This window comes from Vibrio sp. 2132-1 (assembly GCF_033344315.1).
Genome location: NZ_JAWPON010000016.1, coordinates 18,067 through 44,253, shown reverse-complemented (window position 1 = coordinate 44,253; position 26,187 = coordinate 18,067). Strand labels below are relative to the sequence as shown.

Here is a 26,187-nt window from a genome sequence, read left to right as displayed (position 1 = left end):
CTAGAATTCCTGTTGCTGATATTTATATTAAATTTGTAGGAAATGGATTACATTCTGGGAGTGTTCCCTACATCCGGCTTCGTTGTGAAAACGGTTTATAAGCAACTGTATAAGTTAGTAAAGTTCCAAAAACTACACCAAAAAAAAGACAAGTTTCTTACCAAATCAATTCGCTTGGTGAGTTCGAGCCATCGACTACGCCAAACGCTTCCTCTACTTTCTAAAATTGTCGAAGAACATGACGCATCAACGGTCTCTTCGATTGCAGATCCCGAGAACGCGGTAGCGTGGGGAGGCAAAGTTTCTCCAGAGTTCAAATCTAAAGTCATCCGTATTAGTAAAGAGCTAAAGATCAATCCTAATCATCTTATGGCGTGCATGGCATTTGAAACTGCTGAAACTTTCAGTCCAAGCATCAAAAATGGCTCCGGAAGCGGGGCTACAGGGTTAATTCAATTTATGCCCTCTACCGCAGAATCATTAGGAGTGAACACAAAGACTCTTGCGAGAATGAGCGCGCTTGAACAACTTGACTATGTGAAAGCGTACTATTGGCCCTATCGAAATAAAATTAATAGCTTAGAAGATGCTTACATGGCCATTCTCTACCCTGTTGCGATTGGTAAACCGCCGTCTTTCGTTTTGTTCAGACAAGGCTCAATTGCCTATCGACAGAATGCAGGTATCGATCGCCACAACACGGGGAAAATCACGCTTAATGATGTTTCCTACAAAGTGAGGCAAAAATTAGAAAAAGGTTTGCAGCCCAATTTCATGGGCTAAGATTGTGTCATGTTCCTAGTTTTTCGTGCATGAATCCTCCTGTTACTTCACGGGGATTCTGATACACTACGCGCCCATTTCCTCTGTTGAGACCTTTCTATGCCATTTTCTAAGCTTGGTTTAAGCGCATCGATTGCTGATGCAGTAAAAGCGCTAGGTTATGAAAAACCCACTTCTATCCAACAAAAAGCCATTCCAATCGTATTGCGTGGCCGCAATTTAATTGCAGCAGCGCAAACGGGCACAGGTAAAACGGCCAGTTTTGTTCTGCCAATCTTAGAAAAGCTTAGTCGAGGCGAAACGCAACGTAAAAAACGCGCTCGTGCGATTATCCTAACGCCAACACGCGAACTTGCGCTTCAGGTTCATCAAAGTATTGAAGCTTATGGTAAAAACTTACCATTACGCTCAATGGCGATGTTTGGTGGTGTGGATTATGCACCACAAAAACAAGCCTTGATCGAGGGTGTCGATATTGTGGTAAGCACGCCTGGGCGCTTGATTGATCTGTACGGTCAACGCGCGATTCACTTTGATGAAGTGGAAATGCTAGTGCTTGATGAAGCCGACAAAATGTTGGATATGGGATTCATCGATGCGATCGACAAAATCGTCGACTGTATGCCAGAACATGTGCAAAGTTTGCTGTTCTCAGCGACGTTATCTAACCCTGTTCGTGACTTGGCGAAAAATGCGATTATTGATCCTGAAGAGATCACGATTGCAAAGCACAGTGCCTCAAAATCAAATATTAAACAGTGGATCACGACCGTCGATAAAGACATGAAGTCGTCGCTGTTAAGTCACTTGCTTAAAGAAAATGACTGGTCGCAAGTACTGGTATTTATTGAAACTAAACACGGCGCAGCCAAACTGGTAAGCCAACTTGAGAAACGTGGCATTGTGGCAGAAGCATTCCACAGTGGCCGTAATCAGCGTGTTCGCCAGGAATTAATAGAAAAGTTTAAAGCGGGTGAAATCCAGTACTTAGTCGCAACCGGCGTTGCTGCGCGCGGTATTGATATTGATAATCTGCCAGTTGTCATCAACTACGATTTACCTTACCCAGCGGATGAGTATGTACATCGTATTGGTCGTACAGGTCGTGCTGGCGCGAAAGGTGAGGCGATATCACTGGTTTCAAAAGACGACTTTAAGAACCTCTGCATGATTGAAAGTCGTTTAGGGCACTTGCTAGAGCGAGTGGAAATTGAAGGTTTTGCGCCAAGAAAGCCAGTACCAATTTCAATTTTAAATTACGTGCCTAAGAATAAACGTAAACCGCACGATAAGCGCGAATCAAAATAGCCAGTTTATCCCATGATCTAAAAGCCGCATTCTTGCGGCTTTTTGCGTTTTAAGGCATCCAATTATGTAGCCATCGCGACGGTTTCTATTCGGTAATGAGGAAAAAGTTAATCAGTGTCATACGCTTAACACGTAAAGTGAATCAAGGTGCGTTAAGCTTTTGTCAATTATCTGTCCGCAGGTTTGCACAAGGTAAGGAATGGGCGCAAACTTTTTTGCTTGCTAATGAATGCATAAGATGGGGCACAAATGAAAACAGGTGATAAGCAATTCGCCGTTATTGGTCTTGGCCGATTTGGTTTGGCAGTGTGTAAAGAGTTACAAGATTCAGGCGCTCAAGTTTTAGCCGTTGACATCAACGAAGACAGAGTTAAAGAAGCCGCCAGTTTTGTTAGTCAGGCGGTTGTGGCTAACTGTACTCACGAAGAGACGGTTGCTGAGCTCAAACTTGATGATTACGACATGGTGATGATTGCCATCGGAGCGGATGTCAATGCCAGTATTCTTGCGACATTGATTGCTAAAGAGGCGGGAGTAAAGTCAGTATGGGTTAAAGCCAACGACCGCTTCCAAGCTCGTGTTCTGCAAAAAATTGGCGCAGACCACATTATCATGCCTGAGCGTGACATGGGAATACGTGTCGCGCGTAAAATGCTCGATAAACGGGTTCTTGAGTTCCACCCATTAGGCAGTGGCTTAGCTATGACGGAGTTTGTGATTGGCTCTCGTTGGATGGGTAAGACACTAAGTGATTTGGCTCTGTGCAAAGTCGATGGCGTGCAAGTGCTAGGGTTTAAACGGGGCCCAGAAATTACCAAGGCACCTGACCTTAATACCACACTAGAAATTGGTGACCTAATTATTGTGGTCGGCCCTCAAGATGCGCTAGCAAATAAATTAAAATCGCTATGACGTATTTTCATCAGAAAGGTGTTTTTTACGCACCAGATGGTAAACAAGAGAAAGCGAAAGGCAACGAACCGCGAATTATATTGCTCAGTTTTCTCGGTGTTTTACTGCCTTCTGCGGTATTGCTAACCTTGCCAGTTTTTTCTGTCACGGGCCTGTCGATAACGGATGCTTTGTTTACCGCAACGTCCGCTATTAGTGTGACAGGGCTTGGTGTTGTCGATACTGGGCAACACTTTACGCTTGCGGGTAAAATCTTGCTGATGTTTTTAATGCAAATCGGTGGGTTGGGGCAGATGACGTTGTCGGCGGTCTTACTCTATATGTTCGGCGTGCGTTTGAGTTTGCGTCAACAAGCGCTGGCGAAAGAAGCATTAGGGCAAGATCGGCAAGTCAATCTAAACCGACTAGTAAAGCGGATTGTTGTTTTCGCGCTTGTTGCAGAAACGATCGGGTTTATTTTTCTCTCTATCCGCTGGGTCCCTGAAATGGGCTGGAAGACTGGTATGTTTTACGCCTTGTTTCATGCAATTTCTGCATTTAACAACGCTGGGTTCGCGCTGTTTTCTGACAGTATGATGAGCTTTGTGAATGATCCGTTGGTTATCTTTACACTGGCGGGGCTATTCATTTTTGGCGGGCTTGGCTTTACTGTTGTGGGTGACATCTGGCTAAACTGGCGCAAAGGTTTCCACTTTTTGCATCTTCACACCAAAATCATGCTGATTGCGACACCGATATTGCTCTTAGTCGGAACGATGATGTTTTGGTTACTTGAGCGAAGCAACCCAAACACAATGGCGTCTTTACCTGCAACAGGGCAATGGTTGGCGGCATTCTTTCAATCTGCGAGTGCGCGAACGGCAGGGTTTAATAGTGTTGACTTGGCGTTGTTTACCCAGCCGGCCTTACTGGTCATGATTGTTCTGATGTTAATTGGAGCGGGTTCCACCTCAACGGGGGGCGGTATTAAAGTTTCCACATTTGCTGTTGCGTTTATGGCTACGTGGACCTTTTTACGCCAAAAGAAACATGTGGTTATGTTTAAGCGAACCATAAATTGGCAAACTGTGACTAAGTCATTGGCAATTATCGTTGTGAGCGGCGCCATTCTGACGAGCGCGATGTTTTTATTGATGCTCACAGAGAAGGCAAGCTTTGATCAGGTCATGTTTGAAACCATTTCCGCATTTGCGACGGTAGGACTTACCGCTGGTTTGACGGCAGAGCTTTCTGAACCTGGCAAGTACATTATGATCGTGGTGATGATCATTGGTCGTATCGGGCCACTCACGCTTGCCTACATGTTAGCCCGCCCTGAACCTACCTTAATCAAGTACCCAGAAGACGCCGTTCTTACAGGTTAAAGTAGCGTTTATCTGCACCCCACCGACCATAACGAGCACTGATTAATAGCAGTGCTCGTACATTTATAAAATATGTGGGACGTTGCCCAATTTTATCTACAAAGTCGCAGAAGTTTATTCCTTCTTCCTTTTGTTTCGATACTATTCATTCACTCAATTTATACCCTCGGAAGCCACACTTACAAAAGTATTTGGGCATCCGACGCTTTTGTAACGTGATGCTAAATAATATTGTGTTATCTGAGCGAATTGATACCAGCCTTAGTCGTTAGCCACTCAACTTCATTCTATGTTTATGGGCTATTGTGTACTGGCTGTGCTTGGTATTAAACGAATCGAAAAGATGGAGCCGTACTTTGAAATTCAACACACTCGCCATGGCTATGCTAACTGCGCTTCTTGCAGGGAAGAGCATGGCAACTACTCCGCCATCACCGGTCTGGCATACTATTGCGTTGAGCGATGGTAGCTCCAGTGAGGCAATTCTACGTGGAACGGCAGATTTCCACTGGTTTGAAGATAAGCAGGGCAATGCCTTACTTCAGGAAGACGGCGTTTGGTTTTTCGCGCAGATTCAGCGCGAGTCAGACACGCCAATATTGATCTCGACAGGTGTGGTGAAAACGCAGTCGAGTGAGCCACCTGAGTCGGCGAGGTTTCGCCCGGATTTACAAGTTAAACCGCAATTATCTTCTCTAAAAACCATTGAGCCGATGGCACGAAAAAACCTACTGCGTTCGGCGCAAGGTTACCAGGCGATGAGCAGTTCAACGGTGAAGCAGCAGCCCCTATTGGTTGTGCAAGTTTCGTTTGATGACCAAGCAATGGTGCATGATTTTGAGCAACGCGTATTTAATACCAATGGTCAAAGCGTTGTGGATTACTTTGATAAAAACTCTCAAGGTAAATTCAAAGTTGTTCCTGCACTTGAGAGTTACGGCACCGCCAATGACGGTGTGATAGATGTGACTGTGGCACAAAGCCACCCTAACTGTCACTCTAGTTCTACTGATAAGACATGCACCGCCAAGTTGAATGCGGTTTTCACCGAGGCTTATCAAAAACTGGATCCATACTTTAATCTTTCGGCCTACGACAGCAATCAAAATGGTACCGTAGAACCGTCAGAACTCTCTGTCATGTTTATTTTTGCGGGGGGCGATCGTTCAACAGGGGTTCTCAACCGTCCTGCTATTTGGCCGCACAAATTCTCTCACGATGATGTCACACTAGATGGTAAAAAGATCACAGACTATTGTGTGTTCGCTGACTATCAAGTTGATCATCAAGCGACCTTGGGCGTGATCGTACATGAGCTTGGCCACTTAATGCTTGGCTTACCGGATTTGTACGCAAGGAACAGTGATGCCTCGATCGGCTCTTGGGGCGTGATGGGTGGCGGTTCATGGGCGCAGAAACCGGGAGATTCATACGCTGGTGACACTCCGGTGAACATGAGTGCATGGAGCAAACACGCTGCTGGTTTTGTTGTACCAACGGTAACTCATGAAAGTCCAGCGCCTATTTCTGTGAACAACGACGATGTCAAGCTGGTGTATCTCGACCCGTACTTGAAAGAGTTTGGTCCACGTATTTACTTGGAAAATCGCACCTTTAGCGGTTACGACCGAGCATTGGCGGCTGAAGGTATCCTAGCGACGTCGGTCAATGTCCAGAACCGCTTTAATGATGTTGGCGCGATGCAGGTTCAAATCATGCAGGCTGATGGTCTGAATGAGTTAGAAAATGATGGTAGGAGTGACGCTGACGATTTATACCCTAATGGTGGCGATGTCATTTCAGATACATCGACCCCGGGTCTGAGAGCGATCACAGGGTTTGATACTGGGGTTCGTATTTCCAACATTGCCAGCAACACCAACGGCGGTAGCTTTTCTCTTGAGCATACAAACGAACCAAATAAATCAGCATGGCTGAACTCTCTTCATCAAGGTTATGTGTACGCGAGTGGGAGTAACACTCTGGCGGTGTCACTGGACTTGAATAGTGATACAGAGCTTGATGGTCTTCAACTTTACGCGCAAAGAGATAGCGCTCAAAGTGACATGACTTATCGAGTTTGGCGATTCCCATTTTCTGGAAACATTGGCTATCGATTAATATTGAATCAAAACAACGCTGAGCTTTTACAGCAAGGTAACTTCCAAAAGTCATCTCGAATTTTATTCCCCCAACCAAGCCAATTGAGTGCGGGTCAGCATTTATTGGTCGTTGAATTGGAAGGCGGTCAATTTGATGCAAACTTTGATTTCGGTCGCTTGCTAAAAACTGAAAAAGCCTCCCTACCTGTAATGTGGACTGGTGATTACAGTGAGATTGGCACGTTTGGTCTAGAAAAAGCCGGGTTCTCTTATATTCCGTTTGCAGCATTATTAAATGTGGATGCGAGCAACTTGGTTGAAGCGAAATCTGATTCGTTACAAACCAATAAAAATACGCCAATCAAACTGAACCTGATGGACAATGATTTCATGGCGGTAGGGTATCAGTTCAATGTGGACATTGTGCAGAAGCCTGAGCACGGCACCATCTCTGGCAACCAGTACCAACCTGAAGCTAACTTCGTTGGTCTGGACACTTTCCAATATCGTTTGTTGTCGGTTGATGGTGCGTACTCATCTTCAATCGTGAATGTGCAGGTGGAAGTGCTTGGCAGCAACGAAGCGCCAGTGGCTGTGATTGATGTTGATAATAAAGACATGACGGTTGGGCAGCGAGTCACGTTGTCTGCGTTAAATAGTACGGATGCTGATGGTGATGTGTTGAGTTATAAATGGGAGCAGTTGGCTGGCACTTCAGTTTCTCTTGGCAATGCCACCAGTGTTAGCACAAGCTTTACGGTGCCTCAAGGTGCAAAAGCTGGTGAGGTTCTGACATTCCGTTTAACCGTGACTGATCCTAGTAATGAAACGTCCAGTGCTACCGTCGATTTAACCATGAAAAACGCAGCGCCACTTACGCTTGCAGATACGGCGACCGTTGCCGTTGGTGAAAGTATTCTGATTGATGTAGCGAGCAATGATTCGGATGTGAACGGCGATAAACTGGTTGTAGAAAGTGTACAGAACGTAACGGGTGTGGGAAGTGCGAGTGTAGAGAATGGCAAAATCCGTTTTCAAGCACCGGATAGCCCTACTGACGGCATCAAGCTGCAATATACGGTTTCAGACGGTCATGGTGCCACTGCTACGGGTGAAGTTATCGTGACGGTTGTTGCTTCTTTGAAGACAACGACATTCAAGAACTCTGAAGGTAGCGGCAGTGTTTCTTATTGGGCTTTGATGTTACTTGCAACATTAGGCTGGCGACGTCGCGTCTAAAACGGTATTGAATTGCGGTATAAGCCACTCACATTGAGTGGCTTATTTTTTATCTGATTTATTTTGGTTTCGTTCTCATTATCTTATGAGATGTGTTTCTCATTATTTTTAAAGCGATTTTTCTACTCTGCGGTTACCCTAGGGGCCGATTTTTATGAACTAAGGATGTTATATGTCTACCGAGGGCTTTTCTGTTTCGGAAATATGCCGAGAAGCGGCAGTGATGGTCAGAAGGAATCTACTCGCAATTGTTATTGCTTGTATTCCGTTGATTATCGTGCACTCAATTTTTGCTTTTATGTATCCTGAAATGACGGGGCAAGATCAAGCGAACGTTCAAGAAGGCAATGTCTCAGGATTTTATTTCGTCACAATTATTTTGTACTCACTTGTTGCCGCTATGGCGGCTGTGCGTGTGCATCGAATTTATTTAGTCGGCGATTACATGCACTCGGCGTTGGATGTATGTCGTTTGTCAGCTCGAGAATTCCGTTTCATAGGCTGGTGGATACTGTTTGGACTGATGATGATGCTCGTTATTGGTATCCCGATCTTTGTGTTGTCGTTTATCTACATTGCAGAAAGTGGTGAAGCCGACTTTGTTGCTATGGCTATTATCACAACGATTGCAAGCATTCCTGGCTATTGGGTAATGGCGCGATGGTCATTTGTGTTGCCAGCGACAGCAATGGATCATCAGCCGCGAAGCTTGCTTCGTTCGTGGAACCAGAGCAGACCATACAACAAACAAGTATTCATTTTGATGGGACTAATTCCATTGGGTGCGGGCTTGCTCAGTCAGCTGATCTTTAGCCACTTTACGAATCTCTTTATGTTGAGCCTCGTCGGTGTGGCCTATGGTATTTTTGGCGCGTACCAGCTGGCATTGTTATCGTTGAGCTATAAAACGGTAGTGGATATCGAACGCGCTCGTTTTGATACGCCATCACAGCCACCAAAAACGGGTGAAGAATTTTCCGCTTAACCCTTTGATCGTTTTTACATGATACCTCCGTTTAGGAGATGGTCTGCGGCAGGTTGATACCTTCCTGCCGCCTTCGCGTTATTCACGCAAAATACCCATGTCCATTTCATGGCTGAATGACAGGGACATTCACACGTATACTCACAACAGTACTTCTTTTTATTAAGGAACCCTACATGTCCATTTGGCAACGGGTTAATTTCACCCATCGCTTTAGTCAATTACCGTCAGCGTTCTATACGTTGGTCGAGCCACAACCCTTGGACAACACTCGCTGGGTCGCTTGGAATGGTGAGTTTGCACAGCAGTTTGGTTTACCAGCAGAGCAAAACGATGAGTTATTGGCGGTTTTTTCTGGGCTAAGTGAATTCGAACAATTTCGTCCTCTTGCGATGAAATATGCAGGCCATCAGTTTGGCGTTTACAACCCAGATTTGGGCGATGGACGTGGATTACTGTTGGCAGAAATTGAGCATCAGGATGGTACTTGGTTTGATCTTCACCTCAAAGGTGCAGGGCTAACGCCTTACTCGCGAATGGGGGATGGGCGAGCGGTATTACGCTCGACTATCCGTGAGTACCTGTGCAGTGAAGCCATGGCGGGCCTTGGGGTTCCCACGACACGTGCTCTCGGTATGATGGTCAGTGATACACCTGTTTATCGAGAAAAAACGGAATCGGGCGCTTTGTTACTTCGAATGGCTGAAACCCATGTTCGATTCGGTCACTTTGAGCATTTCTTTTACACCAACCAGTTAGCAGAGCAGAAGCTGTTGGCGGATAAGGTGATTGAGTGGCACTTTGCTGATTGTGCATCGGCGGAGAAACCATATGCCGCGATGTTTGACGCCATCGTGACTAAAACAGCCGAGATGATCGCATATTGGCAAGCTTTTGGTTTTGCGCATGGCGTGATGAATACCGATAACATGTCAATTCTTGGGCAAACTTTTGATTATGGTCCGTTTGGCTTTCTTGATGATTATGAGCCGGGATACATTTGTAATCATTCAGACTACCAGGGTCGTTACGCATTTGATCAACAGCCTAGAATTGCGCTTTGGAACCTGTCAGCACTGGCGCATGCGTTATCGCCACTCGTTGAACGAGAAGATTTAGAATCGTCGTTGAGTCAATTTGAAGTTCATTTAAGCCAGCAGTTCAGCCGCCTCATGCGTGAGAAGTTGGGCTTAAAAACTAAGATAGCGGAAGACGGGCGTTTGTTTGAAGCTATGTTTGAGCTTCTTCACCAGAACAAAACGGACTACACTCGCTTCTTCAGAACACTCTCAAACCTTGATAATGCGCCTTCCCAAGCCGTAATCGATTTATTTCTCGACCGAGAAGCTGCGCGAGCTTGGCTTGATCTGTACTTAGCTCGGTGTGAGCTAGAGGTTGATGAACTAGGGGGCCTGATTTCAACCGAACAGCGTTGCAAACAGATGCGTCAAGCCAATCCCAAATACATCTTGCGTAACTACTTGGCTCAGTTGGCGATTGATAAAGCGGAAGAAGGGGACTTTAGCGAATTACACCGATTGGCCGAACTGTTAAAACGCCCATTTGATGAGCAACCCGAGTTTGATGATTACGCGAAATTGCCGCCGGAATGGGGGAAGAAAATGGAGATAAGCTGTTCTTCATAAATGGGTCATTTCCCACCCATTTGTATCTTTTTCTTGGGTGGAATTCACTCGTTACACTTCGGATTCATGTTAATGGGCTATGTTAATTTATTGAAATACATATAAATTTTAACATGGTCCATTAATTGCTCTTTGTTGAACATCCGTACCCATCGCCTAACACCTAGTTACTCATTGACGGGATGGGATGTGATTCAACAAGGAGAATAATAATGTTTAAGCCTCTAACTCTACTATCTGTCTCTGCACTTGCTGTTACCAGTTTTAATGCTGCCGCAAATTGTGACCCGGGTGAAACGGTCATCAAGTTTAGCCATGTAACGAATGCGGACAAACACCCTAAAGGCATCGCGGCTTCGTTACTTGAAAAGCGCGTCAACGAAGAGATGAACGGTAAAGTCTGTATGCAGGTGTTTCCTAACTCAACTCTTTATGATGATGACAAAGTGTTGGAAGCGCTACTGAATGGTGATGTTCAACTCGCTGCTCCTTCTCTTTCTAAGTTTGAGAAATTCACCAAGAAGTACCGCCTTTTCGATCTTCCTTTCTTGTTCGATGATGTCGACGCGGTTGACCGTTTCCAAAACTCGGAAGCGGGTGAAAAGCTGAAAAATTCAATGAAACGTCGTGGCCTACAAGGCATTGCGTTTTGGCATAACGGCATGAAGCAAATGTCAGCCAACAAGCCGCTCATTTCTCCAACTGATGCTGAAGGACTTAAGTTCCGTGTTCAAGCCTCTGATGTACTCGTTGCTCAGTTTGAGCAGCTAGGTGCTAACCCACAAAAAATGTCGTTCAAAGAAGTTTACGGCGGCTTGCAAACCAAGGTTATTGATGGTCAAGAAAATACTTGGTCAAACATTTACGGCAAAAAATTCTTCGAAGTTCAAGATGGCATTACGGAAACGAACCACGGAATTCTGGATTACTTAGTTGTGACGTCAAACGACTTCTGGGAAAACCTACCAGATGATCAGCGCGAGCAGTTAAATACCATTATTCAAGAGGTAACTGCGCAGCGTAATGCTGAGTCAACCAAAGTAAACCTTGCGAATAAGAACAATATCATCGAAGCAGGTGGTGTGGTTCGTACTCTAACGCCAGAACAGCGTCAAGAATGGATCACTGCACTTCAACCAGTATGGAAGAAGTTCGAAAAAGACATTGGTTCTGACCTAATCGAAGCCGCTTTGGCGTCTAACCAAAAATAATAACACCTAGCACATTTAGCCCTCTCAAACAGAGGGGGCTCTTTCCCCCCTACAGACGACGTGATGTAATTATGGAACAGACTTTTTTTGCCAAGGCTGGACGAATCACCGATGCCATTGAAGAGACTTTGATTGCTTTCTTCTTGGGTGCCATGACCTTGCTGACCTTTGCCAATGTCATCTTTCGTTATGTCTTTAACGACAATATTCTTTGGGCGCTTGAGCTCACCGTTTTCATGTTCGCATGGATGGTGTTGGTTGGCGCATCTTATGGTGTGAAAAAACACTTTCATATTGGTGTCGATGTCATTATTAACATCGTTCCGGAAGGTAAACGAAAAGCCCTGGCGCTTTTTGCAGCAATGTGTTGCTTAGCCTTCTCTATTTTGCTGTTAATTGGCGCTTGGAACTACTGGTATCCGTTCGCTACTGACCGAGCGTGGTATGAAACGGACGATATTCCGATGCCTGAAATACTCCAGTTCATGGCCGATTGGTTAAATGAGGGAGAGCGTTATGAAAAGCTGCCACGTTTTATTCCTTACTTCGCTTTGCCACTTGGAATGGCGCTACTAACGTCTAGATTTGTTCAAGTCACGTGGCAAATCGCTACTGGTAAGCTCGATCGCTTGATTGCAGGACATGAAGCGGAGGAAGAGCTCGAATCTCTTAAAGCTGAGATGAGCGACGCTGAAGACGTAATGGCTCCAAAGGCCTCGCAAGACGCTAAAAACAAGGAGCAATAAGCCATGGATATCTTATTTCTATTTTTGATGGTAATTGGCTTTATGCTGGTTGGCGTGCCAATTGCTATTTCGCTGGGCCTTTCCAGTGTTCTTTTCCTTTTAATGCATTCGGATGCCTCTTTAGCGTCAGTTGCTCAAACGCTGTTTAATGCATTCGCGGGCCACTACACGCTATTGGCTATTCCATTCTTTATATTGGCTTCAAGCTTTATGTCGACGGGTGGCGTAGCAAAGCGTATCATTCGTTTCGCCATTGCCATTGTAGGCTGGTTCCGCGGCGGTTTGGCGATGGCTTCGGTTGTAGCGTGTATGATGTTTGCCGCGTTGTCAGGTTCCTCACCTGCAACGGTTGTTGCCATAGGTAGTATTGTTATCGCAGGTATGATCAAAAACGGTTACTCAAAAGAGTTTGCGGCCGGCGTAATTTGTAACGCAGGTACGCTAGGGATTTTGATTCCGCCGTCTATCGTTATGGTGGTTTACGCTGCCGCGACCGATGTATCAGTTGGACGTATGTTCCTCGGTGGTGTGATTCCCGGTTTGCTAGCGGGTGTCATGTTGATGATAGCGATCTATATTGCGGCCCGTATTAAGAACCTGCCAAAACAACCATTTGTCGGTTGGAAAGAGACGTTTGATGCAGCTAAGGATGCAAGCTGGGGCTTGTTGCTGGTGGTGATCATTCTCGGTGGTATTTATGGCGGTATTTTCACCCCAACAGAAGCCGCTGCAGTTGCTGCTGTGTACTCGTTCTTTATTGCCAACTTTGTATACCAGGACATGGGGCCATTTGCAGACAAGAAAAACACTAAACCTGCGCTCGTTAAAATCTTCCAAACCTTCGTTCATAAAGACACCAAACACACGCTGTATGAAGCGGGTAAACTCACCATCATGCTGCTTTTCATTATTGCCAATGCGTTAATCTTGAAGCACGTTCTCACGGAAGAACGCATCCCGCAAATGATCACAGAGTCGATGATGTCAGCTGGTCTAGGACCAATCACCTTCTTGATTGTGGTGAACGTATTGCTGTTGATTGGTGGTCAGTTTATGGAGCCATCAGGCTTATTGATCATTGTTGCACCACTGGTGTTCCCGATTGCGATAGCACTGGGGATCGACCCAATTCACTTAGGTATTATGATGGTGGTGAATATGGAGATAGGTATGATAACACCACCTGTTGGGCTTAACTTGTTTGTTACTGCAGGTGTCGCCAAAATGTCGATGATGAATGTCGTAAAAGCCGCACTGCCATGGGTGGCGGTGATGTTCCTATTCCTCATTATTGTAACGTACGTGCCATGGGTGTCGACTTGGTTACCAACGACCTTGATGGGGCCAGAAATCATCACTAAATAATGGCACCAGATATTTGAAGAAAAACAAAAGAGGTGTGATGATTCACACCTCTTCGTCTATGGGTTTGTAGCTAGGCCTACGAGGGTCTGGGTGGACTCGCCGCTCGTAGCTTCGCCACTTCTTTTTATTCTTGCGCCGCTCCTCGCCTGAACGTCTCTCTTCTTGATATTGCCCGTCTACCATCACGGTATCTGTAATGATCGGTATTCTAACTTTCTCGTTCATATCCGTAACAACCATGATGAATCAATTATTAAAAATTATGATTCAAGTTGGATATAATACCAATCCTTGAGAATCGTTTTATTTATAGAGCTCTTTATCTATTTGATAGCGTTGCATTTTGTCATACAGAGTTTTTCGAGGCACATTCAATTGTGCCATTGTCTGTTTAATGCTGCCGTTATTTTCCAGTAATGCGCCTTCAATGGCTGCTCTCTCGAACTCTGCTACTTGTTCTGCAAGACTTGAAGAAGGCTTGGCAACCGGAGTCGATTCTCCTAACTGAATTAATTTACCCAATAGCACGAAACGCTCTGCTGCATTTCTTAGCTCGCGAACATTGCCTGGCCAGTCATGGTTCATCAGTTGGGCGAGGTCGTGGGATGACAAGCTAGGAGAGCTTTTACCGTAACGTGAAGCTGCTACCAATAGGAAATGATGGAAGAGGGCAGGGATGTCTTCTTTCCGTTCACGCAGTGGCGGGAGATCTAAGGTAACCACATTCAGTCGATAGTAAAGATCTTGGCGAAAGGTTCCCTCTTCAGCAGCGCGTTTCAAATCGACTTTGGTGGCGGCAATCACTCGAATATCTAAGGGCAAGAGTTCATTCGAGCCGACACGCTCAATCACACGCTCTTGCAGTACTCTCAGTAAACGGATTTGGGCTTGGATTGGCATTGACTCGATTTCATCCAAGAAAAGTGTACCGCCTTGAGCAAATTCAAATTTACCGATACGGCGGCTTTCTGCGCCAGTAAATGCGCCTTTTTCATGCCCGTAGAGTTCGCTCTCAATCAAATTCTCTGGTACTGCACCACAATTTACTGCGACAAAGTTTTGGTTCCGTCGAGAGCTTTGCTCATGCAAAGAGCGGGCGATTAACTCTTTACCTGTACCAGTCTCGCCAAACAATAAGATATCTGCATCAGTATCGGCGATGTGAGCAATGGTTTCGCGTAACATTTGAATGCTAGACGTTTCTCCGATAACACGAGGTCCGAGCGTTTTACTTGCCTTGAGAGACAGGCGTAACTTCTCGTTTTCAACGGTTAATTGGCGCTTCTCAATGGCGCGCTTGACGGTTTCAACTAGGTGCTCAGGTGGGAATGGTTTTTCGATAAAATCATACGCTCCTTGGTGTAACGCATTAACCGCCATTGATATATCGCCATGACCAGTAATCATAATCACGGGAAGATGGGTGTCTTTTCGTACAAGGGTATTCAGTAAATCCATCCCTGAAATACCGGGTAAGCAAATATCGGTAATCACCACACCTGGCTCGGCTCCCTGCTTAATGGCGAGTAAGGCAGATTCAGCGTCTGGAAAGAATGTGGCATCGATATCTGCCAATTCAAACGTTTGTTCTATTGCCAGTCTAAGATCGGCTTCATCATCAATAAAAAACACCTGACACATGATCTCATCCTTTTGATTGTTCTGTGTTGTTAGGAGCGATAGGTAAACACAATGAAAATCGAGCTCCGCCTTGTTCTCGATTTTGGGCACATAATCTTCCGTTCATACTGGCTAAGATTTGTTGCGAGATAGAGAGCCCTAAACCTAACCCATTTTGTTTGGTAGTTAGGAAAGGCTCACATAAGTCCGAAAGTGAGAAATCTCCAAGCCCTGGACCATTGTCATCTACATGAATCCAAATCAAACCGGCATGTTCGTCTTGCTCTACGGATAACTGTACTTGTTTGTCTTGTTGCTCTTTGAGAGCCTCTATCGCATTGGTCAGCAAATTAACCAACACTTGTTCAAGTTGAATGATATTGATCTGAACTTCAACATCGTGCTCTGGTACCTGCGTTTCTAGCGTGACACGTGCAGATTTAAGTGCGGGTTTCATCAGCTCTTTGACTGAGGCAATTACTGGAAACAAACGAGATTGAGCCAGCTCGTTTCCACTGGTTTTTTTAGCGAAAGAACGAAGCTGCTGACTGATGTTTGCCATACGATCAGTGAGGGCTGAGATGCGAGTTAGATTATCTTCCACTCGCTCATATTTTTCTTTTTGGAGGAACAGCTTGCCGTTTTCAGCAAAGCTGCGAATGGCCGCAAGTGGATTATTCAGTTCATGACTGATACTGGCTGACATTTGCCCCAATACTGCTAGTTTCGCAGCTTGAACGAGTTCGTCTTGCGTTAGGCGAAGTGTTTGTTCGGTTTCTATTCTCTGGGCGATTTCTGCTTGCAATTCTGCGGTGCGAGCCATGACTTGATATTCAAGTTTTTGATTGGCCTCTTGTTGAATTCTCTCAAGTTGTAAGTGGCGTTGTTGACGGTGATAGATGAGCTGGCCAATTAAAAACAATACGGTGAATGCAAGAGTAAGTACAAAAATGTAACCCATAGTGAGCCAGACGATAGACTGCTTGGGAGATAGTACACGGATGGTCAGCTTGAGCTCTGGTAGGGGCAACGAAGAGACCACCAAGGTCCCGTTGTTATATGGGTAACCTTGTTTAAGCTCAGAATGCGTTTCCTCCACATTGCCCACCAATCCTAGAGTTTCAATTGGCTCATCAAGGTATTGTCGGCTTGCCCAAACTTGTTTTCTTTCATTCTCAGTCAGTGGTTGTAAGCTTTTGAGTAGCCAATCACTTCGGCTGCTCATGAAAACAATCCCGTGCGGATCGCTCGCGACGAACACACTATTTGGCTGCTGCCAGTTGTCTTCTATCTTACTCAAGTCCATCTTAACCACGACCACACCAAGGACGCCGCCCGCGTATATGATCGGATAAGAATAGTAGTAGCCACGCTTACCCGAAGTCGAACCCAGCGCGTAGTATTGGCTTCGTTCCCCAACGATTGCTTGTTTGAAATAAGGGCGGAACGCAAAATTTCGTCCAAGAAAAGATCGCTCTTTACGCCAGTTGCTGGCCGCGATCGTCGTACCCCATTGATCGATTAAATAGGTATCTGCCGCTTCAATCACGTCATTAACGGATTCTAAATACCGATTGGTGAGTTCCAGTTGGGCACTGTTATTTGGATGCAGTAACGCTTGATGGAGAGGGTCATCTTTGGCCAGAAGGTTAGGGATATGGGCGTATTTGTCGAGTTTGTTTTTAATATGACTAGAAAATTGCTCAAGTTGTGACTGGTGTTTATCAAGTAATGATTGATAACTAGTCTGCCAAACCCAATGACCACCTATGATTGCGCAAAGGAAATAGAAGGCAAAAAAAGTCAGCAGAATCCGGTTTTTTTGCGACATCCTTACACTCCTTAAACCTTTCCTTTGGTCACGTAAGAAAATGTTAATAGTTTGTAGGGAGGATTAGGGATTTAGTTTTCAACTCTGTGGAGTAAAACAAGAGCAAGATCTCTTTTTAGGCTTTTCGATAAAAAAACCGGTCGATTCTCTTGAAAAAGTCGCTATTGTCCCCATTCTAGATATGCTGACGATACTTAGACGGTGTTTGAATCGCATTTTTGAAGAAAAAATGGGTCAGCATTCGAGAATTTAGCGCAGACAATGTCCACATAGTGGCTATTGGCTCGACAGGGTTGCGACAGATCGCTAGAATGTCGCGTCTAAAAATTCTGTCCTGAGGCTAATAGGAGATACCTTTGGTTATTTTATCGAAGATATCACTGATTAGTCCGGTACTGACAACCAGTATCGATACTCGATTTTAAATTAGGTGTTCGGACAGAACACTACACAAGGATGAAGCGTAAGCTCCTCTGAGTTTCGCTCATACGCTCGGAAAACCGAGCCACTTTAGAGGTTTATATATAATGCAAGTTACTGTTGAAACGCTAGAGGGCCTAGAGCGCCGTCTAAACATTACTGTTCCAGCTGCAAACATCGAAGACGCTGTAACAGCTGAACTACGCAACATCGCTAAAAACCGTCGTTTCGATGGTTTCCGTAAGGGTAAAGTGCCTCTAAAAATGGTTGCTAAGATGTACGGCAAAGCAGTACGTCAAGACGTTCTTGGTGAAGTAATGCAACGCCACTTCATCGAAGCTATCGTTAAAGAGAAAATCAACCCAGCTGGCGCTCCAACTTTCGCTCCTGTAGAGAACAAAGAAGGTTCAGACCTAGTTTTCACTGCAACTTTTGAAGTTTACCCAGAAGTTGAGCTTAAAGGCCTAGAGAGCATCACTGTTGAAAAACCACTAACAGAAGTTAAAGATGCAGACGTAGAAGAGATGATCGATACTCTACGTAAGCAACAAGCAACTTGGGTTGAAGTTGAAGAAGCAGCAGAAGATGGCAAACGTGTAAGCATCGACTTCGTTGGTTCTATCGACGGTGAAGAGTTCGAAGGCGGTAAAGCTGAGAACTTCCCTCTAGAAATGGGTGCTGGTCGCATGATCCCTGGTTTCGAAGACGGTATCGCAGGTAAAACTGCTGGTATGGAATTCGACATCGACGTGACTTTCCCAGAAGATTACCACGCTGAAAACCTAAAAGGTAAAGCAGCTAAGTTCGCAATCAAAGTGAACAAAGTTGAAGCTCGTGAACTTCCAGAACTAAACGACGAGTTCGTTGCTAAGTTCGGTGTTGTTGAAGGTGGTGTTGAAGCACTTAAAGCTGAAGTTCGTAAGAACATGGAACGCGAACTTAAGCAAGCTGTTAAGAACCGCATCAAAGAGCAAGCGATTGACGGTCTAGTTGAGCAAAACGACATCAACGTACCATCAGCGCTTATCGAGCAAGAAATCCAAGTTCTACGTCAACAAGCTGCACAACGCTTCGGTGGTAACCCAGAAGCTGCTGCTCAGCTTCCACGTGAACTGTTCGAAGAACAAGCTAAACGTCGCGTAGTTGTTGGTCTTCTACTAGGTGAAGTAATCAAATCTGAAGAGCTAAAAGCGGACGACGAGAAAGTTAAAGCGCTAATCGAAGAAATGGCTACTGCATACGAAGATCCATCAGAAGTTATTGCTTACTACGAGCAAAACGAAGAAATGATGAACAACATGCGCAACGTAGCTCTAGAAGAGCAAGCAATCGACGCGATCATCGCTAAAGCACAGGTTTCTGAGAAAGAAGTAGGCTTCAACGAGCTACTTAACCAACAACAACCTGCTGCTTAATAAGCAATATCTTGCGTAGAAGGTTGACTTAACGTTAACTATTCTGCTAACAATGGTCCGTATGATAGTCATCATCCGGGCCATTTATTTTAGGGACATAAGAATATGAGCTACCAAGAAAAAAATGCAATGTCGCCAATTATGGACGCGCTAGTACCAATGGTGGTTGAACAAACTTCCCGAGGCGAACGTTCTTACGACATCTACTCACGTCTGCTGAAAGAGCGCGTGATTTTTTTAACGGGTCAAGTGGAAGACCACATGGCAAACCTTGTCGTGGCTCAGCTACTTTTCCTAGAATCTGAAAATCCAGATAAAGATATTTTCCTATACATCAACTCGCCAGGCGGCAGCGTAACAGCTGGTATGTCTATTTACGATACCATGCAGTTCATTAAGCCAAATGTCAGCACTGTGTGTATGGGTCAAGCATGTTCAATGGGTGCCTTCCTGCTTGCAGGTGGTGCGCCAGGTAAGCGTTACGTACTGCCTAACTCTCGTGTAATGATCCACCAACCATTGGGTGGTTTCCAGGGTCAAGCTTCTGATATCCAAATCCATGCTCAGGAAATCCTGACGATTAAACAGAAGCTAAACAAGTTGTTAGCAGAACATACAGGCCAACCTCTTGAAGTCATTGAGCGCGATACTGATCGTGATAACTTCATGTCATCAGAGCAGGCTGTGGAATACGGTATCGTGGATGCAGTGTTAAGCCACCGTGGCGAGTAATTAGCCAGCGCATTTTGGCAAAAATTGATATACACTCATTCATGAAGAGTAAAGGCTAAGAGGTTAGCGAATGACAGATAAAAGCAAAGAAAGTGGCAGCGGTAAATTGCTGTACTGTTCTTTCTGCGGCAAAAGTCAGCACGAAGTTCGCAAGCTAATCGCAGGTCCGTCAGTGTACATTTGCGACGAGTGTGTCGACTTATGTAACGATATTATTCGCGAAGAAATCAAGGATGTTCTCCCTAAGAAAGAATCTGAAGCGTTACCAACGCCAAAACAGATCCGTGAACACCTTGATGACTATGTGATCGGGCAAGATTACGCGAAAAAAGTGCTCGCAGTTGCGGTATATAACCACTACAAGCGTTTACGCAATGGTGATACAACGAGCGAAGGTGTGGAGCTTGGTAAGAGTAACATCCTTCTAATTGGTCCTACAGGTAGTGGTAAAACACTACTTGCGGAGACATTAGCTCGATTCTTGGATGTGCCATTTACAATGGCAGACGCGACGACACTAACCGAAGCCGGTTACGTAGGTGAAGACGTTGAAAACATCATCCAAAAGCTTCTGCAAAAATGTGATTACGATGTAGCTAAAGCGGAACGCGGCATCGTTTACATTGATGAAATTGATAAGATTTCACGCAAAGCTGAAAACCCATCTATTACGCGTGACGTATCTGGTGAAGGTGTTCAGCAGGCGCTACTAAAACTTATCGAAGGTACGGTTGCATCGGTTCCACCTCAAGGTGGTCGTAAGCATCCTCAGCAAGAATTCCTACAAGTGGACACATCTAAGATCCTGTTCATCTGTGGTGGTGCTTTTGCTGGCTTAGACAAAGTGATTGAGCAGCGTGTTGCAACAGGTACAGGTATTGGTTTTGGTGCTGAAGTTCGTTCGAAGAATGAATCGAAGACGGTAGGTGAGCTATTTACTCAAGTTGAACCTGAAGACTTAGTGAAGTACGGCCTCATTCCAGAATTCATTGGTCGTCTACCTGTAACAACAACACTGACTGAGCTTGATGAAGAAGCGTTGATTCAGATCCTATGTGAACCGAAGAACGCACTGACCAAGCAATATGCAGCATTGTTTGAGCTAGAAAACGCTGAACTTGAATTCCGTGAAGATGCGCTGCGCGCTATCGCGAAAAAAGCAATGGAGCGTAAAACAGGTGCTCGTGGCTTACGCTCGATTCTTGAAGGCGTGCTACTTGAAACCATGTACGAATTACCATCTGCAACAGACGTTAGTAAAGTCGTGATTGATGAGTCCGTCATTAATGGCGAGTCAGAGCCACTGCTTATTTACAGTAACGCAGACAATCAGGCAGCTGGAGCAGAGTAAATTCAGCCATAATGAAAAAGGAGGTAAGTAATTACCTCCTTTTTTTATTTCTCTTATTGAATCCAAACAATTAGCCCCCATATACTGCCTTAAGTAATACGTTAAACGTGAAAGCGGAAGAGAGAATTATATGAACTTGGAACGTTCCGAGCGTATCGAGATCCCGGTACTACCTCTACGTGACGTAGTGGTCTACCCACACATGGTTATTCCATTGTTTGTTGGTCGTGAGAAATCGATTAGCTGTCTAGAAACGGCGATGGAAACCAACAAACAAGTTCTTCTTGTGGCACAAAAGCAAGCGGATACTGACGAGCCTACGGTTGACGACCTATTTGACGTAGGTACGGTAGCCACCATTCTCCAGCTCTTGAAGCTTCCGGATGGCACAGTAAAAGTATTGGTCGAAGGCCAGCAGCGAGCAAAAATCAATCACTTTAAAGAGAGTGACTTTTTCCTAGCGGAAGCTGAATTTGTTGTTACGCCAGAATTGGATGAGCGTGAGCAAGAAGTGATTGTTCGCAGCGCGATTAATCAGTTTGAAGGGTTCATTAAGCTAAACAAGAAGATTCCACCAGAAGTGCTAACGTCACTTAATGGTATCGACGAAGCCGCACGCTTAGCGGATACCATTGCGGCTCATATGCCGTTAAAGTTGGTGGATAAGCAGCAAGTGCTTGAAATTGTTGACGTCACTGAGCGTCTGGAATTCCTGATGGGCCAGATGGAATCAGAGATCGACTTGCTGCAAGTTGAAAAACGAATTCGTGGTCGCGTTAAAAAGCAAATGGAAAAATCTCAGCGTGAGTACTATCTGAATGAGCAAATGAAAGCGATTCAGAAAGAACTTGGTGAGATGGAAGACGCACCAGACGAGTTCGAAACGCTACAGAAGAAGATTGACGAATCAAAAATGCCTCAAGAGGCACGTGAAAAGACAGAGCAAGAGCTGCAAAAGCTTAAGATGATGTCTCCAATGTCTGCTGAAGCAACAGTGGTTCGTAGCTACATCGATTGGATGGTCAGCGTTCCTTGGGCTAAGCGCTCAAAAGTTAAGAAAAACTTAGCGAAAGCAGAAGAGGTTCTTAATGAAGATCACTACGGTCTAGAACGCGTCAAAGAACGTATCCTTGAATACTTGGCGGTTCAAAACCGTATCAACAAGCTAAAAGGTCCTATCCTTTGTCTTGTTGGTCCTCCTGGTGTCGGTAAAACATCTCTTGGTCGTTCAATTGCTTCAGCTACAGGCCGTAAGTATGTTCGTATGGCGTTGGGTGGTGTGCGTGATGAAGCGGAAATTCGTGGTCACCGTCGTACTTATATCGGCTCATTACCAGGCAAATTGATCCAGAAGATGTCGAAGGTTGGTGTGAAGAACCCGCTGTTCTTATTGGACGAAATCGACAAAATGTCTTCCGATATGCGTGGTGATCCGGCATCGGCTCTACTAGAAGTACTTGATCCTGAACAGAATAACTCGTTCAACGATCACTACCTAGAAGTGGATTACGATCTCTCTGACGTTATGTTTGTTGCGACATCGAACTCGATGAACATCCCGGGTCCATTGTTAGACCGTATGGAAGTTATTCGTTTATCTGGTTACACCGAAGACGAGAAGCTGAACATTGCAAAACGTCACCTTGTTGATAAACAAGTGAAGCGTAATGGCTTGAAAGCGGATGAGATCGTCATTGAAGATTCTGCGATTATTGGCATCATTCGTTACTACACGCGTGAAGCGGGTGTCCGTAACTTAGAGCGTGAGATTTCTAAGATCTGCCGTAAAGCGGTGAAGAACATCTTGCTGGATAAGGACATCAAGTCAGTAACGGTAACGATGGACAACCTAAAAGAGTACTTAGGTGTTCAACGTTTCGATTACGGTAAAGCGGATGAAAGTAACCGAATTGGTCAAGTAACTGGCCTAGCTTGGACCGAAGTGGGTGGCGATCTATTAACGATTGAAACTCAATCAATGCCAGGTAAAGGTAAGCTGACACAAACGGGTTCTCTTGGTGATGTGATGCAAGAGTCTATCCAAGCAGCAATGACAGTGGTTCGCTCTCGTGCAGAAAAGCTAGGTATCAATACTGACTTCTACGAGAAGAAAGATATTCACGTACACGTCCCGGAAGGCGCGACACCAAAAGATGGCCCAAGTGCGGGTACAGCAATGTGTACAGCATTGGTTTCTTCTCTAACAGGCAACCCTGTGAAAGCAGAAGTAGCGATGACGGGTGAAATCACACTGCGTGGTGAGGTTCTACCTATCGGCGGCCTAAAAGAGAAGTTACTTGCGGCACACCGTGGTGGCATTAAGACAGTGCTAATTCCAAAAGATAACGAGCGTGATTTGGAAGAGATTCCTGATAATGTTATCGCGGATCTGGAAGTTATCCCTGTACAGTGGATTGATGAAGTACTGAAAGTCGCACTAGAGCGAGACCCGACGGGCGTTGAGTTTGAGTCTCAAAAATAGTGATGTGTAGCAAAAATAAGTAAAAGTTTACGCTGATAAGCCCAAAAAGGCTTGTCAGCGTTTTTTTTGGGCGCTAAGTTAGTTTCGATAGCTGCCAGCCCTTGATGAATAAGGGGTGGAGCATATTTTCTTAACAATGGAACGAAAGTCATCACAAAAATAATCACAGATGACACAAAGGGGAAATTACAGTGAATAAAACTCAGTTAGTAGAACAAATCGCAGAAAATGCAGATATTTCTAAAGCGTCAGCGGGTCGTGCTCTAGATGCATTCATCGAAGCAGTAAGCGGAACTCTTCAATCTGGTGATCAAGTCGCTCTAGTTGGCTTTGGTACATTCAGCGTTCGTACTCGTGCTGCACGTACTGGTCGTAACCCAAAAACTGGTGAAGAAATCCAAATCGCAGAAGCAAAAGTACCAGCTTTCAAAGCTGGTAAAGCACTGAAAGACGCTTGTAACTAATCACGGCGTTATTTCTGTAACCGGCCATTTGCTTAACTTTTGCTCAAACAATAAGTTTCGAACAAAAATTTACAAACTTCGAGCCGAACTTTCTTAAATTATGCGCATCATACTGATGCGCATTTCTTTTTCTGATATTATTGCGCCATTATTTCTATTAGATAGAAGCAGTAGGCTTCAATTGTGGAGAGCAGTTAAATTATGATGGATCGACTACGCGAAGGCGTGAATAGCATCGCGGTCAAAATTATCCTTGGACTTATCATCCTGTCTTTCGTATTTGCAGGTGTAGGTAGCTACATCGTTGGTGGTAGCAACAACTCTGCAGCGAAAGTCGGTAACACTGAGATTCCTCGTGGTGAGTTCGAGATGGCATACCAAAATGAGCGTAACCGTATGCAAGCTCAGTTGGGTGACTACTTCTCTCAAATGCTGGCTGACCCTGCATATGTTGAATCTTTCCGCAAATCCGTTTTAGATCGAATGATCAATGACGTGTTGCTTGACCAACAAGCTGAAGCTTTGGGTCTGCGAATCAGCGACACTCAAGTGCGTAGCATGATTCTAGACATGCCTCAGTTCCAATCTAATGGTCAGTTTGATCAAGAGATCTATCAAGCTTCTTTGCGTCGTGCAGGCTTTTCGCCAGACTCTTTTGCTGAGTACATGCGTCGTGAATTGGTTCGTGAGCAACTGCTGAATGCGCTACAAAACAGTGAATTTATTCTGCCGGGTGAAGTACAAGCAGAAGGCAAGCTGTTCACTCAAACTCGTGATATTCGCACGATTCAGATCGACTTAGCGGAGTTTGCGAAAAATATTGAATTGACCGACGAAGAAATTCAAGAGTACTACAAAGCAAACCCAGACAACTTTACACGCCCAGAGCAGGTTAAAGTCTCTTACATCGAACTGTCAGCTGAAGCGCTAAAGGAACAAGTTAATGTTTCTGATGCTGAGGTGAAAAAGTACTACGACGAGCACTTAAACAAATACTCTTCAGAAGAGCAACGACGTGTCGCTCACATTCTTGTAGAAGGGGACGATGAAGCAAAAGCGCAAGCTATCCTAGACGAGCTAAACGCGGGTGCAGATTTTGCGACGCTTGCTCAAGAGAAATCTGACGATTTTGGCAGCGCTGAAAACGGTGGTGACCTAGGTTGGATTGAGCGTGATGTGATGGACCCTGCTTTTGAAGAAGCGGCATTCGCACTGAAGAATCCTGGCGATACGTCGGGTCTAGTAAAGTCGGACTTTGGCTATCACATTATCAAGCTTGAAGAGCTAAAAGATTCTGTGGCGAAGCCATTTGAAGAAGTCGCTGCTGAAATCAAACAAGAGATGGTCGACCAACAAGCGATCGATCAATTCTACGAGTTGCAAAATGAGCTTGAGCGCGTAGCGTTTGAATACCCAGACTCATTGTATGATGCTTCTCAAGCGGTTAACCAAGAAGTGAAGACAACGGACTTTATTTCTCAGGTTGATGCACCTGAAGTGCTTCGTAGCCCTGCGGTAATGCAAGCTATCCTAAGTCCTGAAGTTAAAGAAGATGGCCTAAACTCTGAAGCTATCGAAGTTGCGCCTGAGCATATTATCGTTGTTCGTGTTGAAGATGCGCGTGACGAGACAGTTCTTCCACTAGAAGAAGTGAAAGATCAGGTTGTTGCAGAGCTATCTCGTGTTAAAGGTGAGCAAGAAGCGATGGAACTTGGAACACAAGTCGTTGCGGCATTGAAAGAAGGTAAGACGAACGTGCTTGCTGAAAACAATCTTGCCTTTGGTGAACAAGAGACAGTAGATCGTCGTTCTCCGTTAGCAACAACGGTATTCGCGATGGCAAAACCAGTCGATGGTAAACCAGTATACGGTCAGTCTAAAGATCTTGAAGGTAACATCATTATCATCGAGCTTGATGCTGTAAACGCAGAGCTAGATAGTGAGTTAGAAGATCAAGTTGCGATGCAAATGCAGCGTGCATCTTCTCAGCAAGATTTATCATCTGTACTAGCCGTACTGCGTGCAAATACTGACATTGAGTACTTTGTTGTGAGCAACTAAGCACAATTAGTGTAATTTGTATGTTGAATAAAACGGACCGCATAAGCGGTCCGTTTTATTTTTGTCTTTATGAACTTCAATCATCAATAGGCATTACTTAAATTAGTGCGCGTTTAAGTGATAGCGGCCGTTGTGAATTCCGGGTCATCT

The 26,187-nt window shown here is 45.0% G+C and carries 19 protein-coding genes and 1 pseudogene; 17 read left to right on the top strand and 3 right to left on the bottom strand.

What is annotated here, in order from left to right:
* The first annotated feature begins 42 nt into the window (after positions 1-42).
* The 10 genes from R8N47_RS17660 to R8N47_RS17615 all read left to right on the top strand — a co-directional run bounded on the left by R8N47_RS17660 (position 43) and on the right by R8N47_RS17615 (position 13,661).
* The gene (locus R8N47_RS17660) at positions 43-783 is read left to right on the top strand and encodes a transglycosylase SLT domain-containing protein (RefSeq protein ID WP_318070344.1); all 741 of its coding nucleotides are present in this window, start codon (positions 43-45) and stop codon (positions 781-783) included.
* Positions 784-882: 99 nt separating this feature from the next.
* A complete protein-coding gene (locus R8N47_RS17655) occupies positions 883-2,091 on the top strand; it encodes a DEAD/DEAH box helicase (protein ID WP_005382264.1) in 1,209 nt (402 codons plus the stop codon).
* Between the two features lie 249 nt (positions 2,092-2,340).
* A complete protein-coding gene (locus R8N47_RS17650; protein ID WP_005388291.1) occupies positions 2,341-3,003 on the top strand; it encodes a potassium channel family protein in 663 nt (220 codons plus the stop codon).
* Positions 3,000-4,367 carry a TrkH family potassium uptake protein gene (locus tag R8N47_RS17645; RefSeq protein ID WP_318070345.1) on the top strand — a complete coding sequence of 456 codons (1,368 nt, stop codon included), beginning with the start codon at positions 3,000-3,002 and terminating at the stop codon, positions 4,365-4,367. Before R8N47_RS17650 ends, R8N47_RS17645 begins: the two co-directional genes overlap by 4 nt.
* A gap of 356 nt (positions 4,368-4,723) precedes the next feature.
* Positions 4,724-7,708 (top strand): M6 family metalloprotease domain-containing protein, encoded by a 2,985-nt coding sequence (locus R8N47_RS17640; protein WP_318070346.1) that lies wholly within the window; start codon positions 4,724-4,726, stop codon positions 7,706-7,708.
* A 172-nt stretch (positions 7,709-7,880) separates the two neighbouring features.
* Entirely contained in the window at positions 7,881-8,693 is an 813-nt protein-coding gene (locus tag R8N47_RS17635; protein WP_262665599.1) for a sugar transporter, read from the top strand.
* A 176-nt stretch (positions 8,694-8,869) separates the two neighbouring features.
* Positions 8,870-10,339 carry a protein adenylyltransferase SelO gene (locus R8N47_RS17630; protein ID WP_206970935.1) on the top strand — a complete coding sequence of 490 codons (1,470 nt, stop codon included), beginning with the start codon at positions 8,870-8,872 and terminating at the stop codon, positions 10,337-10,339.
* A 212-nt stretch (positions 10,340-10,551) separates the two neighbouring features.
* Complete coding sequence (locus R8N47_RS17625) at positions 10,552-11,550, top strand: TRAP transporter substrate-binding protein (protein WP_213964238.1); 999 nt, start codon at positions 10,552-10,554, stop codon at positions 11,548-11,550.
* 71 nt (positions 11,551-11,621) lie between these two features.
* Entirely contained in the window at positions 11,622-12,296 is a 675-nt protein-coding gene (locus R8N47_RS17620; protein ID WP_318070347.1) for a TRAP transporter small permease, read from the top strand.
* 3 nt (positions 12,297-12,299) lie between these two features.
* The gene (locus R8N47_RS17615; protein ID WP_318070348.1) at positions 12,300-13,661 is read left to right on the top strand and encodes a TRAP transporter large permease; all 1,362 of its coding nucleotides are present in this window, start codon (positions 12,300-12,302) and stop codon (positions 13,659-13,661) included.
* Between the two features lie 42 nt (positions 13,662-13,703).
* Here R8N47_RS17615 and R8N47_RS17610 read toward each other — a convergent pair whose 3' ends face one another.
* The 3 genes from R8N47_RS17610 to R8N47_RS17600 form a co-directional block, all read right to left on the bottom strand.
* Positions 13,704-13,886, bottom strand: coding sequence for a hypothetical protein (locus R8N47_RS17610; protein WP_041853050.1), 183 nt, complete (start codon positions 13,884-13,886; stop codon positions 13,704-13,706).
* A 78-nt stretch (positions 13,887-13,964) separates the two neighbouring features.
* Positions 13,965-15,302 (bottom strand): sigma-54-dependent transcriptional regulator, encoded by a 1,338-nt coding sequence (locus R8N47_RS17605; RefSeq protein ID WP_005390512.1) that lies wholly within the window; start codon positions 15,300-15,302, stop codon positions 13,965-13,967.
* 4 nt (positions 15,303-15,306) lie between these two features.
* The gene (locus R8N47_RS17600) at positions 15,307-17,112 is read right to left on the bottom strand and encodes a sensor histidine kinase (RefSeq protein ID WP_318070349.1); all 1,806 of its coding nucleotides are present in this window, start codon (positions 17,110-17,112) and stop codon (positions 15,307-15,309) included.
* A gap of 40 nt (positions 17,113-17,152) precedes the next feature.
* On the opposite strand from R8N47_RS17600, the pseudogene R8N47_RS17595 reads away from it, so the two are divergent.
* The 7 genes and pseudogenes from R8N47_RS17595 (at position 17,153) to ppiD (ending at position 26,037) form a co-directional block, all read left to right on the top strand.
* A pseudogene (locus R8N47_RS17595) lies at positions 17,153-17,365 on the top strand (hypothetical protein).
* A gap of 274 nt (positions 17,366-17,639) precedes the next feature.
* Positions 17,640-18,947: a trigger factor gene (gene tig, locus R8N47_RS17590; RefSeq protein ID WP_005382251.1), complete on the top strand. Its 1,308-nt coding sequence runs from the start codon at positions 17,640-17,642 to the stop codon at positions 18,945-18,947.
* A gap of 105 nt (positions 18,948-19,052) precedes the next feature.
* Positions 19,053-19,679 (top strand): ATP-dependent Clp endopeptidase proteolytic subunit ClpP, encoded by a 627-nt coding sequence (clpP, locus tag R8N47_RS17585; RefSeq protein ID WP_005382347.1) that lies wholly within the window; start codon positions 19,053-19,055, stop codon positions 19,677-19,679.
* Positions 19,680-19,749: 70 nt separating this feature from the next.
* Positions 19,750-21,030, top strand: coding sequence for an ATP-dependent protease ATP-binding subunit ClpX (clpX, locus tag R8N47_RS17580; RefSeq protein WP_005382345.1), 1,281 nt, complete (start codon positions 19,750-19,752; stop codon positions 21,028-21,030).
* A 130-nt stretch (positions 21,031-21,160) separates the two neighbouring features.
* The gene (lon, locus tag R8N47_RS17575; protein WP_005382343.1) at positions 21,161-23,512 is read left to right on the top strand and encodes an endopeptidase La; all 2,352 of its coding nucleotides are present in this window, start codon (positions 21,161-21,163) and stop codon (positions 23,510-23,512) included.
* Positions 23,513-23,703: 191 nt separating this feature from the next.
* Positions 23,704-23,976 (top strand): HU family DNA-binding protein, encoded by a 273-nt coding sequence (locus R8N47_RS17570; protein ID WP_005382341.1) that lies wholly within the window; start codon positions 23,704-23,706, stop codon positions 23,974-23,976.
* A gap of 201 nt (positions 23,977-24,177) precedes the next feature.
* A complete protein-coding gene (ppiD, locus tag R8N47_RS17565) occupies positions 24,178-26,037 on the top strand; it encodes a peptidylprolyl isomerase (protein WP_005382334.1) in 1,860 nt (619 codons plus the stop codon).
* Positions 26,038-26,187 lie beyond the last annotated feature (150 nt).

What these genes read in the sequence shown, in the direction of transcription:
- clpX (WP_005382345.1), top strand. Translation starts at nt 19,750, where the DNA reads ATGACAGATAAAAGCAAAGAAAGTGGCAGCGGTAAATTGCTGTACTGT.
- R8N47_RS17615 (WP_318070348.1), top strand. Translation starts at nt 12,300, where the DNA reads ATGGATATCTTATTTCTATTTTTGATGGTAATTGGCTTTATGCTGGTT.
- R8N47_RS17645 (WP_318070345.1), top strand. Translation starts at nt 3,000, where the DNA reads ATGACGTATTTTCATCAGAAAGGTGTTTTTTACGCACCAGATGGTAAA.
- R8N47_RS17655 (WP_005382264.1), top strand. Translation starts at nt 883, where the DNA reads ATGCCATTTTCTAAGCTTGGTTTAAGCGCATCGATTGCTGATGCAGTA.
- R8N47_RS17630 (WP_206970935.1), top strand. Translation starts at nt 8,870, where the DNA reads ATGTCCATTTGGCAACGGGTTAATTTCACCCATCGCTTTAGTCAATTA.
- R8N47_RS17650 (WP_005388291.1), top strand. Translation starts at nt 2,341, where the DNA reads ATGAAAACAGGTGATAAGCAATTCGCCGTTATTGGTCTTGGCCGATTT.
- R8N47_RS17600 (WP_318070349.1), bottom strand. Translation starts at nt 17,112, where the DNA reads ATGTCGCAAAAAAACCGGATTCTGCTGACTTTTTTTGCCTTCTATTTC.
- clpP (WP_005382347.1), top strand. Translation starts at nt 19,053, where the DNA reads ATGAGCTACCAAGAAAAAAATGCAATGTCGCCAATTATGGACGCGCTA.
- R8N47_RS17625 (WP_213964238.1), top strand. Translation starts at nt 10,552, where the DNA reads ATGTTTAAGCCTCTAACTCTACTATCTGTCTCTGCACTTGCTGTTACC.
- R8N47_RS17620 (WP_318070347.1), top strand. Translation starts at nt 11,622, where the DNA reads ATGGAACAGACTTTTTTTGCCAAGGCTGGACGAATCACCGATGCCATT.
- R8N47_RS17605 (WP_005390512.1), bottom strand. Translation starts at nt 15,302, where the DNA reads ATGTGTCAGGTGTTTTTTATTGATGATGAAGCCGATCTTAGACTGGCA.
- lon (WP_005382343.1), top strand. Translation starts at nt 21,161, where the DNA reads ATGAACTTGGAACGTTCCGAGCGTATCGAGATCCCGGTACTACCTCTA.
- R8N47_RS17635 (WP_262665599.1), top strand. Translation starts at nt 7,881, where the DNA reads ATGTCTACCGAGGGCTTTTCTGTTTCGGAAATATGCCGAGAAGCGGCA.
- ppiD (WP_005382334.1), top strand. Translation starts at nt 24,178, where the DNA reads ATGATGGATCGACTACGCGAAGGCGTGAATAGCATCGCGGTCAAAATT.
- tig (WP_005382251.1), top strand. Translation starts at nt 17,640, where the DNA reads ATGCAAGTTACTGTTGAAACGCTAGAGGGCCTAGAGCGCCGTCTAAAC.
- R8N47_RS17610 (WP_041853050.1), bottom strand. Translation starts at nt 13,886, where the DNA reads ATGAACGAGAAAGTTAGAATACCGATCATTACAGATACCGTGATGGTA.
- R8N47_RS17660 (WP_318070344.1), top strand. Translation starts at nt 43, where the DNA reads ATGGATTACATTCTGGGAGTGTTCCCTACATCCGGCTTCGTTGTGAAA.